13 protein-coding genes are annotated in these 17,702 nt (G+C 70.6%); 7 read left to right on the forward strand and 6 right to left on the reverse strand.

Going from position 1 to position 17,702, the window contains the following annotated elements:
* Positions 1-190: 190 nt before the first annotated feature.
* From HEP85_RS41020 to HEP85_RS41030, 3 genes are read left to right on the forward strand one after another with little or no spacing between them, the layout of a single operon-like run.
* Complete coding sequence (locus tag HEP85_RS41020; RefSeq protein WP_168532333.1) at positions 191-1,153, forward strand: carbohydrate ABC transporter permease; 963 nt, start codon at positions 191-193, stop codon at positions 1,151-1,153.
* Complete coding sequence (locus tag HEP85_RS41025) at positions 1,150-2,046, forward strand: carbohydrate ABC transporter permease (RefSeq protein WP_168532335.1); 897 nt, start codon at positions 1,150-1,152, stop codon at positions 2,044-2,046. The genes HEP85_RS41020 and HEP85_RS41025 overlap by 4 nt, the downstream gene beginning before the upstream one ends.
* Positions 2,043-4,646: a glycoside hydrolase family 2 protein gene (locus HEP85_RS41030; RefSeq protein WP_248002362.1), complete on the forward strand. Its 2,604-nt coding sequence runs from the start codon at positions 2,043-2,045 to the stop codon at positions 4,644-4,646. Before HEP85_RS41025 ends, HEP85_RS41030 begins: the two co-directional genes overlap by 4 nt.
* A gap of 163 nt (positions 4,647-4,809) precedes the next feature.
* On the opposite strand, the gene HEP85_RS41035 is transcribed toward HEP85_RS41030, so the two are convergent.
* The 5 genes from HEP85_RS41035 to HEP85_RS41055 all read right to left on the reverse strand — a co-directional run bounded on the left by HEP85_RS41035 (position 4,810) and on the right by HEP85_RS41055 (position 11,417).
* A complete protein-coding gene (locus tag HEP85_RS41035) occupies positions 4,810-5,691 on the reverse strand; it encodes an ROK family protein (protein WP_248002363.1) in 882 nt (293 codons plus the stop codon).
* Positions 5,692-5,803: 112 nt separating this feature from the next.
* Positions 5,804-7,582, reverse strand: coding sequence for a dipeptide ABC transporter ATP-binding protein (locus tag HEP85_RS41040; protein WP_369658055.1), 1,779 nt, complete (start codon positions 7,580-7,582; stop codon positions 5,804-5,806).
* Positions 7,579-8,478, reverse strand: coding sequence for an ABC transporter permease (locus HEP85_RS41045; RefSeq protein WP_168532339.1), 900 nt, complete (start codon positions 8,476-8,478; stop codon positions 7,579-7,581). The genes HEP85_RS41040 and HEP85_RS41045 overlap by 4 nt, the downstream gene beginning before the upstream one ends.
* Entirely contained in the window at positions 8,475-9,434 is a 960-nt protein-coding gene (locus HEP85_RS41050) for an ABC transporter permease (RefSeq protein WP_168532341.1), read from the reverse strand. Before HEP85_RS41050 ends, HEP85_RS41045 begins: the two co-directional genes overlap by 4 nt.
* A gap of 168 nt (positions 9,435-9,602) precedes the next feature.
* Positions 9,603-11,417, reverse strand: a complete 1,815-nt coding sequence (locus HEP85_RS41055) for a peptide ABC transporter substrate-binding protein (RefSeq protein WP_168532343.1) — start codon at positions 11,415-11,417, stop codon at positions 9,603-9,605.
* Positions 11,418-11,767: 350 nt separating this feature from the next.
* Between HEP85_RS41055 and HEP85_RS41060 the strand changes: the two genes are divergently transcribed.
* From HEP85_RS41060 to HEP85_RS41070, 3 genes are all read left to right on the forward strand, one after another.
* The gene (locus HEP85_RS41060; RefSeq protein ID WP_168532345.1) at positions 11,768-13,024 is read left to right on the forward strand and encodes an ROK family transcriptional regulator; all 1,257 of its coding nucleotides are present in this window, start codon (positions 11,768-11,770) and stop codon (positions 13,022-13,024) included.
* 264 nt (positions 13,025-13,288) lie between these two features.
* Complete coding sequence (locus HEP85_RS41065; RefSeq protein WP_168532347.1) at positions 13,289-14,812, forward strand: M81 family metallopeptidase; 1,524 nt, start codon at positions 13,289-13,291, stop codon at positions 14,810-14,812.
* 131 nt (positions 14,813-14,943) lie between these two features.
* On the forward strand, positions 14,944-15,687 hold the full coding sequence (locus HEP85_RS41070) for a copper homeostasis protein CutC (RefSeq protein WP_248002569.1): 744 nt from the start codon (positions 14,944-14,946) through the stop codon (positions 15,685-15,687).
* Between the two features lie 307 nt (positions 15,688-15,994).
* Here the strand turns inward: HEP85_RS41070 and HEP85_RS41075 are convergent, their stop codons facing one another.
* Positions 15,995-16,396 (reverse strand): hypothetical protein, encoded by a 402-nt coding sequence (locus tag HEP85_RS41075; protein ID WP_168532349.1) that lies wholly within the window; start codon positions 16,394-16,396, stop codon positions 15,995-15,997.
* 353 nt (positions 16,397-16,749) lie between these two features.
* On the opposite strand from HEP85_RS41075, the gene HEP85_RS41080 reads away from it, so the two are divergent.
* Positions 16,750-17,700, forward strand: coding sequence for a hypothetical protein (locus tag HEP85_RS41080; RefSeq protein ID WP_248002364.1), 951 nt, complete (start codon positions 16,750-16,752; stop codon positions 17,698-17,700).
* Positions 17,701-17,702: the final 2 nt, after the last annotated feature.

Genomic DNA, 17,702 nt, shown 5'->3' on the forward strand with positions numbered 1-17,702 from the left:
GCCCGCCCGCGCAGATCACGGGGACCGCCGCACCACGGCGTCCCCCGCGGCCCGTGCCCGTCCCGTCGGCCGGTACCGCGTAGCGCCTCCCCGCAGCGGACCGTCCGGCCTCCTCGGCCCGTCTCCGTCCTCTCCGTATCGCCTGTCCGTCCCGATCGCCTGTCCTTCCCCGGCCGAAGGAAACAGATCCATGTCATCGACCAGCACACTGACCAGCACCCGCGCCGCGCCTGAGCCCGCACTGCCGGCCGCCCGCCGACGCGGACGGCGCCGCGGCGGCCTGAACACCCCCCGTCTGCTGTGGCTGACGGTCCCGTCCCTCGTGTGGTTCGCCGTCTTCTCGGTGGGGCCGCTGGTGGCGATGTCCGTCATCTCCACCCTGCGCTGGAAGGGCCTCATCTACGACCCCAGCTACGTCGGCACCGACAACATCCGACACGTGTTCAGCGACCCCGTCTTCCACGACGCGCTGCGCAACAGCGCCGTGCAGGTCGCCGTCGTCATCCCTGTGATGATCCCGCTGGCCTTCATGCTCGGCTACCACCTGAGCACCAGACCGCGCGGCTACCGCCTGCTGTCCGTGCTGTACTTCTCGCCGGGCCTGATCTCCATCTCCATCACAGGGATGATCTTCTACGGGGTGCTGTCGCCGAACGGCGGCACCAACGGCCTGCTCAATGCAGCGGGCCTGAATTCGCTCGCGCACTCCTGGCTCGCCGACCCCAGCACCGCCCTGCCCAGCCTGATCGCCATCGACCTGTGGCGCGGCGTCGGATGGACCGCCGTGCTGTTCGCTTCCCGGCTGGCCGGCGTCCCCGGCGACGTGATCGAGGCGGCCAGGATCGATGGCGCCGGACGCTTCCGCATCATGTGGCAGGTCGCCTTCCCGATGGTGAAGGACTACGTCCGCACCCTGACGATGCTCCAGTTCCTCTGGACACTGTTCACCTCCGCCGCACTGATCCTGCTGCTCACCAAGGGCGGACCCGGCACCTCGTCCACCACGTTGTCCTACCTGGTGTACGAGAAGGCCTTCTCGCAGAGCGACCTCGGCTACAGCCAGGTCGTCGGTGTCGTCCTGCTGCTCATCGGCGTCGTCGGGATGCTCCTGATCCGCACGCTGCTGCGCAGCCCCCTGGAGAAGATCTCATGACCATCCCCACCTCCTGGCTCTCCCGCGCCCACGCGCAGGGCCACGAACACGCCCGTCTCGTACGGCGCTCCCGGCGACGCAGCGCCGGACCGCTCGCCGTCCCGCTGTCCTGGCTGTACGCCCTGCTGCTCGCCGCACCCCTCTACTACCTCGCGGCGAGCGCGCTCAAGACCAACATCGAGATCTTCAACCATCCCTTCGCACTCCCCGAGCACTGGCTGTGGCACAACTTCCGCACCGCCTGGCAGACCGCGGACCTCGGACAGGCACTGCTGAACTCACTGCTGATCTCCGCCGTCGCGATCGTGCTGACGCTGGGCCTCGCGCTGCCCGCGTCCTTCGCGCTGGCCCGGCTGGACAACCGGCTCTCCCGGCTGGTCACCGGCACCTTCTCGGTGGGCTTCCTGATCCCGCCCTTCGCGGCGCTGATCCCCACCGTGATCCTCGCGATCAAGATCCACATGTTCTACACGCGCGAGTTCCAGATGCTCTTCCTGCCGGCGAGCGCGCTGCCGCTGTCGGTGCTGCTGCTCACGCAGTTCATGAAGACCGTGCCGCCCGCCCTGGTGGAGTCCGCGGCGCTGGACGGCGCGGGCAACTGGCGGGTGCTGATCAACGTGTTCATCCCGATCGCCATGCCCGGCGTGGTGAGCGTGGTGATCCTGCAACTGCTCACCTTCTGGAACGAATACCTCTTCTCGCTGAGCATCACCGGCACCGCACCCGACGTCCGCACCGCCCAGGTCGCGCTGCCCACCCTGATCTCCGACTCGACCGACTTCGGCGTGCTCACCGCCGGCACCGTGCTGACCCTTCTGCCGGTGTACGTCGCCTACTCGCTCGCCAACCGCCGTATGCAAGAGGCACTCACCGCAGGAGCGGTCAAGGGATGACACTCAGCACTGAACTCAGCACCGGCTCCGGTACGGGCTCAGCCTCCGGTACCGGCACCGCCGCCGACGCCTCGACGCCGCCCGCGACCCGCCACGACCTCGGCGGCGAGTGGCAGCTGACCTGGCTGGCGGGCCCGGACGACACGCCCGCCGCGGTTCGGGACGCCGCACTGCCCGCCCAGGTGCCCGGCGAGGTGCACACCGCACTGCTCGCCGCAGGCCACCTGACCGACCCGGACGTGGGGCTCGGCGAGATGACACAGGACTGGGTGGGCCGCTCCCAGTGGTCCTACCGCCGCTCCTTCGACTTCACGCCCGTGCCCGGCACCCGTACCGACCTGGTCGCCGACGGCCTGGACACGGTCGCCGAGGTGTACGTCAACGGTCGGCACGTCGCCGCCGCCCGCGACCAGCACCTCGTCCACCGCTGGCCCGTGGACGACGTACTGGGCCCCGGCGACAACACCATCGAGGTGCGCTTCGACTCCGCCTGGGACGCCGCTCTCGCCCACGAGCGCGCGCACGGCCCGTTGCCCTCGCCCTACGACGAGCCGTACGCCCACATCCGCAAGACGGCCGCCAACTTCGGCTGGGACTGGGGGCCGCACTACGTCACCGCCGGCATCTGGCGGGGCATCAGGCTGGAGACCTACGCGGGCCGTATCGACCACATACGCCCGCTGGTCCGGCTCGCCGCCGACCACGGCACCGCCGAAGTCACCGCGCACGTACGGGTCGAAGCCCCCGCAGGCGCCCGCGTCCTGGTCGAACTGACCGGCCCGGACGGTCGGTCGGCCGGCAACGCCACCGGCCAGGTCGTGGGGGAGGAGGCGGTGCTGAAGCTCGCCGTCACCAACCCGGAACCCTGGTGGCCAGTGGGCCTGGGCGCCCAGCCGCTCTACCGGCTGACCGCCCGCCTCGACGCCTCGGACGGCACGGTACTGGACGAGACGGCGGTACGCGTCGGACTGCGTTCGGTCGTCGTGGACGAGACCCCGGACGCGCTCGGCACCCGCTGGGCCCTGGTCGTCAACGGCTCCACCGTACGGGTCCGCGGCTACAACTGGATCCCCGACGACACCCTGCCCAGCCGCGAGACACCGCAGCGCGTCGTCGCCCGTATCGATCAGGCCGTGGCCGGCAACGCCAACCTGCTGCGGGTGTGGGGCGGCGGCCATTTCGCCGACGAGCACTTTCTGGACGCCTGCGACGAGCGGGGCCTACTGGTCTGGCACGACTTCCTCTTCGCCTGCGCCGCCTACTGCGAGGACGAGGAGACCGCGGCGCTGGTCACCGCGGAGGCCGAGCAGGCGGTGGCCAGGATGTCCCCGCACCCGAGCCTGGTGGTGTGGTGCGGCGGCAACGAGACGGTGCTCGGCCGCCACCACTGGGGCTGGGCGGACCAGATCGGCGAACGCGGCTGGGGTGCGCACTACTACCTGGACGTGCTGCCCGACGTGCTGGCCCGGCTCGACCCGACCCGCCCGTACGTGCCCAACTCGCCCTGGTCCGGAAGCCTCGACGCCGACCCGGCCGCTGACACGCACGGCCTGAGCCATCTGTGGGACGCCTGGAACGAGGCGGACTACGCGCACTACCGGGACCACGATCCTTCCTTCGTCGCCGAGATGGGATGGTGCGGGCCCGCCGCCTGGACGACCCTCGAGCGGGTGCTCGACGGGGAGAACCCCGGGCCCGCCTCGTCGCTGACCCGGCATCACCTGCGGGCCATCGACGGCATGCACAAGCTGACCCGTGGCCTCCAGCCGCACGTGCCCACTCCCGCGGAGGGCGCGGACTGGCACTTCGCCACGCAGTTGGTGCAGGCCCGGGCGGTCGCCGCGGGCGTGGAATGGCTGCGGTCGCGGAAGCGGTGCGCGGGCACGGTGGTGTGGCAGCTCAACGACTGCTGGCCGGCGATCAGTTGGTCGGCGGTCGACGTGGCCGGCATCGAGAAGCCCCTCTGGTACGCACTCAGGCACTCCTTCGCGCCGCGCCTGGCGACCGTGCAGCCCGTGAGCCCCGGCCCGACGCACGACCCGACAGGTACCGCGGGCCTCGCTCTGACACTCGTCAACGACTCGGCGGCAGACTGGACATCACAAGTGTCGGTGTTCCGCATCTCGCTGGACGGCCGGGAGTTGGCCCGCACCCGGCTTGAGGTGAGCTGCCCGCCGAGCGGCCTGCTCACCCTGCCGCTGGACCCGGTCGTGGCGGCGCCGACGGACCCGCATTCCGAGCTGCTGATCGTGGAAACGGACGGTGCGCGTACCACCTGGGCCTACCGCCCGGATCGCGCCCTGACCCCGCCTCCGCCCGCCCGCACGGTGACCACGTCCTACGCGGACGGCGCGCTGGCCCTGACAGTGACCGCGGAGTCGGTGCTGCGCGACATCTGCGTCTTCCCGGACCGGCTGGCCGCCGCGCTGGGCCTCCCCGCGCACGCCCTGACGTCCGACACCTCCCTGGTCACCCTCCTCCCGGGCGAGACCCACACCTTCCGCCTCACCGCCCGGGACGGCAGCGCGCTGAGCGAAGCCAGGATCCCCGAGCCGGTGCTGCGGCTGGCGGTCCGCTCGGCGGAGGAACTGACCACGTGACCGCTTCACCGCCGGGAACGGCCCTGGCACAACCGGGCGTGGGAGATGAGCGGCCCGGGTGCGCGGACGGTGGATCGCTCCGTCGGTCTCGCGCGCCCGGGCCATCATGCCGGTGTGGTCCGTGGGTTGGGCCCCGCGGGGTTCGGGGCCGGTGGTCCTGCCGTTACGTCGTTGCCTTCACTCCCGTGCCCAGTTCGCCTCGGACGCGGGCGGCGGCGCCGACCGGGACGGCGTCGGAGTCCAAGGCGGCCCGGACCAGGCGGACGGGGTGACCGCTGATCGGAGGGTCGGCGGCGAGGGCGGACAGGATGAAGGGTTCCAGCAGGGGCCACGCGCGGCTGACGCCACCGCCGACGACCACCGTGGTGATATCGGCGACTCCCGCCGTGATCACGATCGCACGGGCGACGCCCGCCCCCGCGGCGCGGTACACCGCGAGAGCGTCGTCGTCGCCTCGGACAGCGGCCTCGGCGACTTCACGGGCGGTGCGGCGGTGACCGGTGCGGTCGGCGTAACGAGCGCCGATGGAGCGGCCGGAGGCCAGCGTCTCCAGGTGGCCGCGGCCGCCGCAGGAACAGGGCAGGTCTCCGAATCCGGGGATGTGCCCGATCTCGCCGGCCGCGCCGTGCGGACCCGTGTACAGGGCGCCGTTGGTCCACAGGGCGCCGCCGACGCCGGTCCCGAGGGTCATGCCGAGGACGTCGGCCTCGCCGCGCACCGCCCCGCCGTAGACCTCCCCGTAGAGGAAGGCGTTGACGTCGTTGTCCAGGTAGGCCGGGACGCCGAGGGCGTCCTCGACGGCGGAGGTGACGGCGAAGCCGGCCCAGCCGCGGAAGGAGTCGCTGGCGACCAGGATGCGGCCGTTCGCGGAGTCCACCACCCCGGCGGCGCCGATGCCGGCGCCCACCAGGCGGCCCGGGGTACGGGCCAGCAGCGGGGCCAGCGCGTCGAGCGCCGCGCCGACCATGGCCCGGCCGCCCTCGCGCGCCGGGGTGGCGGCCTCCGCACGGTCGAGGACCGTCAGGTCGTCGGAGCAGACCACCACCTGGGTGGTGGTGCCGCCGATGTCGATGCTTAGGCGAACAGCGGCCGGCGGGAGGTGGGCATGTCCGGTTCCTGCGGGGTGTCGGGGGTGTGGGGGGAGAGAAGGGGTCCGGTCACGTCCGGGCCTCCGTACGGCTTACCGCGAGAGCGGCCAGGCGCTCGGCCCTGCGGCCCCGCTGCACCACCGGGTCGGGCACCGGCACGGCGGCCAGCAGACGGCGGGTGTAGTCGGTCTCGGGATGCAACAGGGTCGTCCCGGTGGAGCCCTGCTCCTCGATCCGGCCGGCACGCATCACGACGACGCGCTGGGCGAAGTGCTGAACAACCGCGAGGTCGTGGGAGACGAACAGACAGGAGAAGCCCAGTTCACCCTGGAGTTCGGTGATCACCTCCAGGACCGCCTCCTGCACGCTCACGTCGAGCGCGCTGGTGGGTTCGTCCGCGACCAGCAGCCGGGGTTCCAGCACCAGGGCGCGGGCCAGGCTGACCCGCTGGCGCTGTCCCCCGGAGAGTTCGCGGGGCGTGCGCCGGGCGACTTCGCGTGACAGCCGTACCTGGTCGAGGACGGCGGCGATCTTGGCTTGCCGGTCCTTGGCGGACAGGTCGCGACGGTGTATCCGGAGCGGTTCGGCGATGCACTCGCCGATGGTCATCCGGGCGTCGAGGGAGGCCACCGGGTCCTGGAGGACGACACCGATGCCGGCGCGCAGCGCACGGCGGGCCCGGGCGCGGGTGCGGCCGAGGTCGGCGCCGAACAGGGAGACGGTGCCGGACGTGGGTGGGATCAGGCCGAGCGCGACCCGGGCGGCGGTCGACTTGCCGGAGCCGGATTCCCCGACCAGACCCAGGGTCTCCGCCGCCCCGACCCGGAACGACACCCCGTCGAGGGCGTGCACGGCGCCCTTGCCACGGCCGAACACCACGCTGATGTCCCGTAGTTCGACCACCGGTTGGTCCTCGGGGCCGTCGGACCCGGCGGGCCGGGAGGACGGTTCGGCCGCCGGACGGCGCGTGGGGGCCGGCTCGGTCGTGGCGGGCAGGCCGGTCGCGTCCGCGGCCTCGGCGACGGACAGTCGGGGCACGGCGGCCAGCAGGCGCCGGGTGTAGTCGTGGGCGGGGCGCAGCAGGACGTCCTCGACCGGCCCGGTCTCCACGATCTGCCCGTGGTACATGACCGCGACCCGGTCCGCGAAGTCGGCGACGACGCCCATGTTGTGGGTGACGAGCAGCACGCCGGTGCCGGTCTCGATGGCCAGCCGACGCAGCAGGTCGAGGATCTCGGCCTGCACGGTCACGTCGAGGGCGGTGGTCGGCTCATCGGCGATGAGCAGCCTGGGCTCGTTGGCGATGGCCATGGCGATGACGACTCGCTGGCGCTGTCCGCCGGAGAGCTGGAACGGGTAGGCGCGGGCACGCTTCTCCGGCTCGGGGATGCCGACCCGGCGCAGCAGGTCGACGGCCTCGGCGGCGGCGTCCCTGGAGGTCACCTCGCGATGGTTGCGGATCACCTCGGCGATCTGCTTCCCGACGCGGGTGAGCGGGTCGAGCGCGGTGGCCGGTTCCTGGAACACCATGGAGGCGGTCTGGCCGCGCAGCGCCGCGAGGCCGTTCTCCGAGGCGCCGACGATCTCCGTACCGTCGATGACGGCGCTGCCGGTGGTGCGGGCGTTCCCGGTGAGCAGGCCCATCGCGGCGAGCGCGATCGTCGACTTGCCGGAGCCGGACTCGCCGACGAGAGCCAGCGTCTCGCCCGGTCGGACCTGCAGGGACACGCCCTTGACCGCGGGTACCTCGCCGGTCTCGGTGGTGAAGACGACGCCGAGGTCGGCGAGTTCGAGGATCGGACCGGGTGCCGCGGCGCGGGCGGGGGAGCCCTTGGTGGTGGCGGTCATCCGCGTCCCCTCACATCGAATGCGTCGCGGAGTCCGTCCCCGATCGCGTTGAACGCCCACACCACCAGGATGATGGCCAGGCCGGGCGGCACGATGAGCCACCAGTAGCCGGAGTAGGCGGCGGTGAGACCGGCGGAGAGCATGCCGCCCCAGTCGGTCTGCGGCGGCCGGACTCCCATGCCCAGATAGGAGACGTACGCGACCAGCAGGATGGCGTCGGCGACCTGGAAGGTCGCGGCGACGATGACGGTCGAGACCGAGTTCGGCAGGATGTGCCGAAGGATCGCCCGGGCGTGTGTGCCGCCGATGGCACGCAGGGTCAGGACGTAGTCCCGGTTCTTCAGGGTCAGTGTCTCGGCGCGGACCAGCCGGGACGGCACCAGCCAGGACACCAGGCCCAGGATGAGGACGAGTCCGGGGAGGCCCGGCGTGGTGATGGCGGAGACCACCAACAGGATGAACAGCGCGGGGATCGCGATGCCGGCATCGACGATCCGCATCATGACGGCGTCGATCCAGCCACCCGCGTAACCGGCGGCTGCGCCCCACAGCGTGCCGATGCAGGTGGCGAGGACGCCCGCGGCGAGGCCGACGATCAGCGAGACCTTGCCGCCGTACATCAGCCGACCCAGCTCGTCGTGGCCGACGGCGTCGGTGCCCAGCCAGTGGGCGCCGTTGGGAGCGAGGTTGACCTGCTGGAGCATGGTGTGGGTCTGGTCGGTGGAGTACACGAGCGGACCGGCGAAGCAGAACAGGATGAAGAGGACCACGACGGCGAGTCCGACGACGGCCAGCCTGTTGCGCAGGAAGCGGCGGACGGCGAGCCGTGCGCTGGTGGCCTCACGCGGAGCGGCGGCCTTCGCCGGGGAAGTGTCCGGCTGGATGACGGCGCTCATGCCCGGCCTGCCTTCACTCGGGGGTCGATGATGCGCTGGACGATGTCGGCGAGCAGGGTGCCGGTGACGGTGGCGACGGCGATCACCAGGACGCAGCCCAGGAGGACCGGGTAGTCGGAGGACTGTGCCGCCGTCCAGAACAGCAGCCCCATGCCGGGGTAGTTGAAGAGCTGCTCGACGACCAGGGCACCGCCGAAGAGCACCGGGATGTAGTAGCCGAGCATGGCCACCACGGGCGTCAGCGAGTTACGGAACACGTGCCGCCCCAGGATGGCGCGGGAACGGGAGCCGCCGGCCCTGGCGGTGCGGACGTAGTCCTCGGAGAGGTTCTCCAGGGTGGCCGCGCGCATGTACCGGCTGAACACCGCGACCATGGAGGCCGCGCCCGCGACGACCGGCAGCACCAGGGCCTGCGGGTCGGAGAACACCTGGCCCAGGGTCTCGCCCTGCGGAGCCTGCGAGGGGAACCACGCCAGTTCCTGGCTGAAGACCAGCACCAGGATCAGCCCGAGGAAGTACACGGGCGTGGAGTAGGCGATGAAGCTCAGCGTGGTGATGATGTAGTCAGTCGCCTTGTTGCGGCGCACGGCCTGCCACATGCCCAGCGGTATCGCGAGGACGAGGCCGACGAGAGCCGACAGCAGGGTGAGGACCAGAGTCTTCGGCAGCCGTTCGGCGATGAGCTGGGAGACCGGCTCGTTGAGGGTGTACGAGGTCCCGAGGTCCCCCTGCACCAGCTGGCCGAGGTAGTGGAAGTACTGCACGGGCAGGGACTTGTCCAGGCCCTGTTCGTGGTTGAAGCGGGCGATCTGCTGTGCGGTGGCCTGGGGTCCGAGGATCCCGCGTGCGGGGCCTCCGGGAAGGGCGTGCAGCAGGCCGAAGACGACGATCGTCACGATGACGATCACCGCGACGGCCTGGAGGACGCGTCTGATCAGATACGAGGAAGTGCTCATGTGGTTTCCGGTCGCTTCGTCTCTGTGGCGCGCACGGGCGTCACCTGGACAGGGGCGTCACAGCGACGCGGGTGTCGGTGTGACGCGGGTGCGCGAGGGGTGCGCGCGGGCTTTGGACGGCCGGCCGGGGGGCCGGACGTCGTCGGCCCGCGCGGGCACCGACCGGGCTTACTTGGTCCACTTCCACATGGCGGGGTGGAAGTTGGCGAGCGAGTCCTGGGCGAAGCCGCCGAGGCCGTTCTTGACCACGGAGATCTGGTAGTCGGGCTCCGGCAGCCAGATCACGGGGAGGTCCTTGGCGAGTGCGGTGCTGTACTTCTGCACCGCCTCGTTCGAGGAGGACGTGGTGGTCTCGGTGATCAGCTTGTCGACCTCGGGGTTGGAGTAGCTGCCGAAGTTGGAGCCACCGCCGGTGGCGAAGAGCGAGTCACCGCTCGGGTAGGCGGGGAAGTACCAGCTGCCCGCGGTGCCGAAGAAGGACAGCTGCCACTTGCAGCCCGACTTGTCGGGGGTGCACTGTCCGGCCTGCGACAGGACGGAGTTGACCGGGGCGGTCTTGATGCCGAACTTGATGCCGGTCTTCGCGAACGACGACTGCAGCGCACTCATCATGTTGTCGGTCACGGTCGAGCCGGACTGGGACAGCACCTGCATCTCGAACTTGGTGCCCTTGTCGACGCCCGCGCCACACTGGTTGGCTCCGGTACCGGGGTCGTTGCACACCATGGTGCCGCCCTGCTCGGTCCATCCGTGGTCGGTGAGCAGCTTCTTGGCCTTGACGGCGTCGAAGGGGTACGGGTTGTTCTTCTGCTCGGAGGAGACGAAGGACGACTCCTGGCCCTGCGGAATCGGGCCGTAGGTGGAGACGGCGCTGCCGTTGAAGACCACCTTGGAGAGGGTGGTCTGGTCCACCGACATCTGGATCGCCTGGCGGGCGTACAGCTGCTTGAACACCGGGCCCATGGCGGGGTTGTTGAAGTTGTACGGCATGTAGGTGATCGCCCAGCCGCTCCACGGCTTCACCGAGTAGCCCTTGGCCTTGAAGGCCGACTCCTGGCCCAGGTCCGTGGCGTTGATGTAGCCGTAGTCGACGGTGCCGGCGCGGAGGGCGTTCTCCTCGGCGTCGGTGGTGGTGAACGGCAGCAGATTGACGTTCTTGATGTTGGCCTTGCCGCCGCCGTCGTACTTCGCGTTGGCGGTCAGCTCGACCGTGCCCGCGGTGGAGAACGACTTGATGGTGTACGGGCCGCTGACCGTCTTCCACAGCGGGTCGGTCGCGTAGCCGGAGATCTTCTTGGCGGCGTTGTTGAGGTACGTCCAGACCTGCTTGGCGCCGGCGGCGGTGCGGTCGAGGTCGGAGACGGCGCCCGAGTCGCTGGTCTTGTCCCAGACGTGCTGCGGGATCGGGCGGATCATGCTCAGCTCGTTGGCGAGCATCCACTCCTGGTTGTAGGCCTTGTCGAAGGTGATCGTGAAGTGCGTGTCGTCGACCGTCTTGAAGGTGGTCCAGTTGTCCGGCGCCTTGCCCGGGCTGTAGCTGGCCCAGTCCGCCTTGTCGGCCTTGACCAGGTTGAACCAGAACTCCACGTCGCGTGAGGTGATCGGCTTGCCGTCGCTCCAGTGCCGCTGGTCGAGGGTGATCGTCACGCTCTTGCTGTCCGGGGCGAACTGCGCTTCGGTGGCGAGGGAGTTGTCCTTGTTCCAGCCGACCTTGCCGGTGGAGCCGTCGTACGCGATCAGCGGCTCCCAGGCGGCCTGGGATATGGAGGAGTTGTTGGTGTTCAGGTGCGAGGCGGTGCCGATCGGGAGGATCCAGTTCGGCGTGAAGTTCGCAGGGAGGGCGTAGTTGATCGTGTCCGACGACGCCGAACCGGAGGACGAGGTACCGCCGCCGGAACAGCCGGTGACCAGCGCGCCGGTGATGACGGCGGCACCCGCGACGAGGGCCCAGCGGCGGCCGGCGACCGTGTGATCAAGGAACATGACTCTCCTCAGACTGAAAGGACCCGCAAACGTCATGGGAGGACCCAAAACCGGCGCCGCGGGATCGGCGCTGTGTATGGCGACAGTCAACGACGGACCCGCCGAACAAACAAACAAGATTTAGTAACAAATAAGTTACTGCGATCTCGAAGAAAGTCTGATGCGTCCGCTCCAGGTATCTCAAGTGGTTGCTATGTCATGGTTTGAGTGGAATTGACTCTGCATTGACGCTCTCCCCTTCCTTCGCCTTCCTTCGCGTTTCTTCGCCTTTCTTCGCGAAACCGTTCCCCGGCGGCAGTATCGGGCGTACTGTCTCCGGCACACCCAACACCGCGGAAGTTACTTCGTACATGACTGAAATAAGTGCACGGGACCGCAAGGGCACCAAGGGCGTCTCCCCGAAGGGCACCGCGTCGAAGAGCGCGACCCTCGCCACGCGGGTCCTCGAACTCGTCGCATCAGGACAGGCGTCGTCCCGCGCCGAACTCGCGCAACTCCTCGGCACGGCCCCCTCCACCATCTCCCTCACCGTGGCCGAGCTGGTCGAGCGCGGGCTCATCGCCGAGGAGGGCACCCAGTCCTCGACCGGAGGCCGCCCCCGCAGGGTGCTCAGGGCAGGCAGCACCGACGAGTACGCCGTCGCCGCCGACGTCGGCGGCCGCCACGCCCGGATCGGTGTGGTGCTCCCGGGCAACGGTGTCCGCGACGTCGCCAACGTCTCCTTCGAGATCGCCGACGGTCCCGAGGCCGCCCTGCCGAGACTCGCCGAGCACTTGGAGTCCCTCGCCGAGCAGCGTGGACGCGACCGGCTCCGGGGCGTCGGACTCTCCCTGCCGGGGCCGGTGGACGTGGCCGCAGGCGCCGTCGTCCTGCCGTCCCGGATGCCCGGCTGGAACCGCTTCCCGGTCGCTTCCTGGCTGGAGGAGCGCTTCGGGGTCCCGGCCGTCGTCGACAACGACGCCAACTGCATGGCGGTCGGCGAGCAGAGCGTCAGGCCCGCCGAGCACCGACGGACGATCACGGTGAAGATCGGCTCGGCGATCGGCGCCGGCGTCATCATCGACGGCCACCTCTACCGGGGTGCCACCGGCGCCGCCGGTGACATCACCCACATCCGTATCGACAGCGGCGCCGACATCCCCTGCTCCTGCGGCAACACCGGCTGCCTGGAGACCGTGGCGTCCGGCGCCGCGCTCGTCCGCATCCTGCGCGAACGCGGTCTGGACGTCACCAGCACCGAGGACGTCGTCCAGCTCGCCACCGACGCGGACCCGGAAGCCACCCGCGCCGTCCGCCGGGCCGGCGAGCACCTCGGCCAAGTGCTCGCCGCCAACGTCAACTTCTTCAACCCGGACGCCGTCTATCTCGGCGGCATCCTCTCCACCCTCGAACCGTTCGTCGCCGCGGTGCGCAGCCGGCTCTACGACAGCTGCCACCCGCTGGTGACCGAACACCTCACCATCGAGCGGGCCGTACTCGGCGCCGACGCGGGACTGGCCGGAGTCGGGCTCTTCGCCCTGCAGCGCGCCCTGGCCCGCGCTCTGGGCGATGCCGGCGGCACCGGCGCGGACCGGTTCCACACCCTCACGCCCCCAAGAAGCGGCTGACGCCGCTCACCACGTCCCGCCCCGGGCGAACTCCCGTCCCGGACAACGTCCGACGACGCCGAAGCCGTCCGACAACCGGAGCCGTCCGGCAACTTGCCCCGTGCCGGAAACGAAGTCCTGAAGGAAGCGAAGAAAGTCCGGGGCCCGGGGCCAGGGACCCGCCCGTGGCCGGAGACCGGATCCCGGGCAGCAGTCCGAGCCTCACGGAAAAAATCTCCCGCACCACCCGCACCACCCACTCCGCATCACCCCGCACGAGGAGCCATGACGCACACCCGCACCGCCGTCGCCCGCCCCGTCATCGCCGTCGCCGGCCTCGGCATCGAGTCCTCGACCTTCTCTCCCGCCCGCACCGACGCGCCCGCCTTCCATCCCTCGCGCGGTGCCGGGGTGTTCGACCGATACCCCTTCCTCGCCCCGGGCGAGGAACTGCGCGAAGCCGCCGAATGGCACGGCGCCCTGGTCGGCAAGTCGCTGCCCGGCGGCACCGTCACCGCCGCCGCCTGGACCGCGCTCACCGACGAACTCATCGAACGTCTCGCCGCGCTGCCCCGGCTGGGCGGTCTCTGGTACGACATCCACGGCGCCATGACCGTGGAGGGGATCGACGACGCCGAGGCCGCACTACTGGAGCGCATTCGCGCCACCCTCGGCCCGGACGTGATCGTCTCCACCTCGATGGACCTGCACGGCAACGTCTCCCGCGAACTCGCCCACCGCAGCGACCTGATCACCTGCTACCGGATGGCCCCGCACGAGGACCACATGGAGACCAAGGAGCGCGCCGTGCGCAACCTGGTCGAACTGCTGGTCTCCGGCAGCCCTCGCCCGGTCAAGGCGTGGGTGCCGGTCCCCGTGCTGCTGGCCGGCGAGCAGACCTCCACCCGGATCGAACCCGCGAAGAGCGTGTACGCGGCGGTCGACGAGGTCGAGGCCACCGACGGCGTGACGGACGCCGCCATCTGGGTCGGGTACGCATGGGCGGACGAGCCCCGCAACCGCGCCGTCGTGGTCGTCACCGGCGACGACACGGCGGCGGTCTCGGCCGGGGCCGAACGCCTCGCCCGGGGCTTCTGGGAGGCCCGCCACGACTTCGACTTCGTCGCCCCGACCGGCACCTATGACGAACTCCTCGACGAGGCCCTGGCCTCCGACCAGCGGCCCTACTTCATCAGCGACACAGGCGACAACCCCACCGCGGGAGGCGCCGGCGACGTCACCTGGGGCCTGACCCGACTGCTGGAACGTCCCGAGTTCCAGAAGGAGGACGGGCCGACCGTCATCTACGCCTCGGTGCCCGCTCCCGCCGCGATCGAGACCGCCGTCGCTGCGGGCATCGGCGCCACCGTCACCGTCACCGCCGGCGCGGAGGTCGACGACCGGCACGCCGGTCCCGTCACCCTCACCGGCGTGGTCCACGCGATCCGGCACGGTGACCGGGACGCCGAGACCGAGGTCGTCATCCGCGTCGGCGGCGTGTACGCGATCCTCACCAGGCTGCGCAAGCCGTACCACCACGAGCACGACTTCACCGACCTCGACCTCGCGCCGCGTTCCGCCGACATCGTGATCGTCAAGATCGGTTACCTGGAGCCCGAGCTGTTCGACATGTCGGTCGGCTGGAAGATGGCCCTCACCCCCGGTGGCGTCGACCAGGACCTGGTGCGCCTCGGTCACCGTCGTATCCGCCGCCCGATGTTCCCCTTCGACCGTGACATGGCCGCCCCGGACCTGACGGCCCGTATCATCCCGGCTTCCGAGCAGCCGCTGACCGGGGACGACGAGTGAGCGAGCGCACCAGCCGGCCTCTCACCCCGTCCCGGATCGGTGGTGCGGGCCCGGTCCCCGCACCGGCGGCCACTGTCGAGGTTCCCGGACGCGGGCAGCGCGACCCGGCGGGACGGGCACCGCGGCCCGCACTGGAGATCGCCGTCACCTCACCGGCCGGCGCCCGTGTCGCCCTCGACCACGGAGCCGATCGCGTCGAACTCTGCACCGGTCTGGAACTGGGCGGTCTGACCCCGTCCGCCGCCCTGGTCGAGGCGGTCGCCGCCGTAGGCCTGCCGGTTCAGGTGCTGGTCCGCTGCCGACCGGGCGACTTCGTCTACGACGCCGAGGAGACCGCCCTGATGGTCGCCGAGGTGCGGACCGTGATCGCCTCCGGAGCCTCCGGCGTGGTGGTCGGGGCGCTCACCGCCGACGGCAGCCTCGACACCGCTGCCGTCGCCCGCCTCGCCGCGGCGGCTCACGGCACGGGGCGCCCTGTCGAGGTGACGCTGCACCGCGCGATCGACGTGTCCGCGGATCCGGTCGCCACCGCCGCGCTGCTGCCCGCCCTGGGGCTCACCAGGGTGCTCACCTCCGGCGGCGCCCCGGCTGCCGGGCAGGGGCTGACCCGGCTCACCGCCATGGTCGACATCGCGCCCGGTGTGCAGGTGATGGCTGGCGGCGGTGTACGCCCCGCCGACATCCCGGCGTTGACCGCCGCCGGCGTGGCCGCCGTCCACCTCTCGGCGAAGCGCCGCGCCGAACCCCGACGCGGTGGCGCGTGGATCCCCCTCGGCGCCTCCAGCGCGTCCGCCGAGCAGGACACCCACTTCGTCACCGACGCGGCGACGGTCGCCGAGGCCAGGAAAATGCTGGAGGCGCGGACGACAGGCTGACCGCCCCGCGTTCCCTGGAGCTCTCGCCGTCCGGGAGTGTGCGGTCCGCGTCGGACCGCGGACTCCCGGCAATGACCCCGGCACGCTGAAGCGCACGGGACTGTCAGCGCCGGTAGATCGGGAACCGCAGCTTGGGAAGCCGCGGGCCTTTGTGGCCGATCCGGGCGCTGGCCTGTTCGGGCGGCTGTGACACGGCCTCGTTGGGCCAGCGTGGTTTCACCGTGATTCCCCGCTGTTCCCCGCCAGATCTGGTGCGCTTGTGGTGCGGAGCGGTGCGATGTTCAGTGGCACGCGTTGGAGAACGGATCTACCACTTCCGCCACTTGTCCGCGAGCTGGTACCGCCCCAGCCCGTGGCGAGCTGTCAGCGCGACTACGTCGACACCGTGCTCGGTGAGCGACGTGTCGATGTAGTCGCACAACTGCTCACGCTCGTCGGTCTCGAAGGCGCCACCGTTGTGGGCTTCGTTCACCGTGTTCAGGGCCAGGACGACGCGTTCCACCATGGCAAGGATCTGCGTGTCACTGGCTTCGGCAAGTCCAGGAAAGTCGCCCTCGAAGGTGTCGAGGACGGCATCGATCGCGGCGAGTAGCTCCTCAGGGAACAGTCCTGCCATGCACGCGCAGTCGGGATCAAGCGTGCCGGCGGCAAGCTCCTCGGCTTCGTGAGCTATGCCGTGACGCCAGCTTGTGGTTGGTCTCTCAGCCATGGGCGGGACCGTACAGGGCACGACTGACAGCGAGCCCCGCACGATCTGCTCACCTACCATGCGGGCAGCATGCACACGCATGCGAACTACGCCGGCATCGTCGTAGGGCGGCCGCGCCAGTGCACCGCCCCCTCCCGCCACTCCTTGGCGAGGGGACTTCTTCGTCCCGAAGCACCTGGATGGGGATGCGACCTCGGCTCGGCGTGCTCCCCACCTGCGCCGACAGCCCGGGTCTGATCGGCGTGTGCGGGGAGGACCCGCGTCGTGCAGCGGGAGGCGGGGCCGGATCCGTCGGCTGTCGGAGGCGGGGGCTAGGGTCGGCGCCGGACGACTACTCGGCAACCGGGGGACTCATGCCGTCAGGACATACGCAGCAGGACACCGAGTACGGCCGGCCGGCCGGACCCCGGGCGCTGGCGCCGATGCCGTTCGACGTCGAGGCCACCTTTCCGGAGCTGACCGGTACCGCTCGCGAGGTCACTCTCCTGTATCCCCGGGCCGGACAGCCGGGTCCACATGACAGCTCCATCGGCGGTCCGTTGCTGTGGCCAGCCGACGAGCCCTGGCCGATGTGCACCGAAGCGGACCACTACAAGCCGCTCGCCGCGCCTGTCGGGCCCGAGCCGGTTGCGATGCTCCCGGTGCTCCAGCTCTACGCCCGCGATGTGCCCGGCCTTGTCTTTCCCCTCGGCACCGACCTGTTGCAGATCCTGTGGTGCCCGCTCGTCCATCACGACGGGCAGTACGCGGCCAACCCCCGACTGCACTGGCGCAGCACAGTGCTGACAGCCGAAGGCGCCGTTGCAGAGGACCCACCCCGCCCGCACACCGTCGAGGAGGACTACCTGCCCCGCCCGTGCACGGTGTCCCCCACACCGGCCGTGGAGTACCCGAACTGGGACCTGCCGGACGAGCTAAGCGAGCTGCTCAGGGAGCGGTTCGAGGTGATGGAGGAGGAACGGGGCTACGACTACTGCGAGGTGGCCACCACACGGCAGAGCAAGGTCGGCGGCTACCCGGGGTGGACCCAACCACCCGACTGGCCCGACTGCACGGGCTGCGGTACCCACATGGATCACCTGCTCAGCGTCACGGCGAGCGAGCCAGGCAGGGGCCGTTGGCTTCCCCTGGACGACCGGGCGCGCCAAGGCGGGCCCGCGGTACCGTCCTGGCAGGCCGAGGCCGATCCAGATGTCCTCGATGTGTTCGGTCACGGCATGGACCTGGGCGACCTCGGCGGTATGTACTTCTTCGTCTGCCGCGCCTGCCCGGACACCCCGTACACCCACCGCTACGACTGTTGAGA

This window comes from Streptomyces sp. RPA4-2 (assembly GCF_012273515.2).
In the GTDB taxonomy this organism is placed as follows: Bacteria; Actinomycetota; Actinomycetes; order Streptomycetales; family Streptomycetaceae; genus Streptomyces; species Streptomyces kaempferi.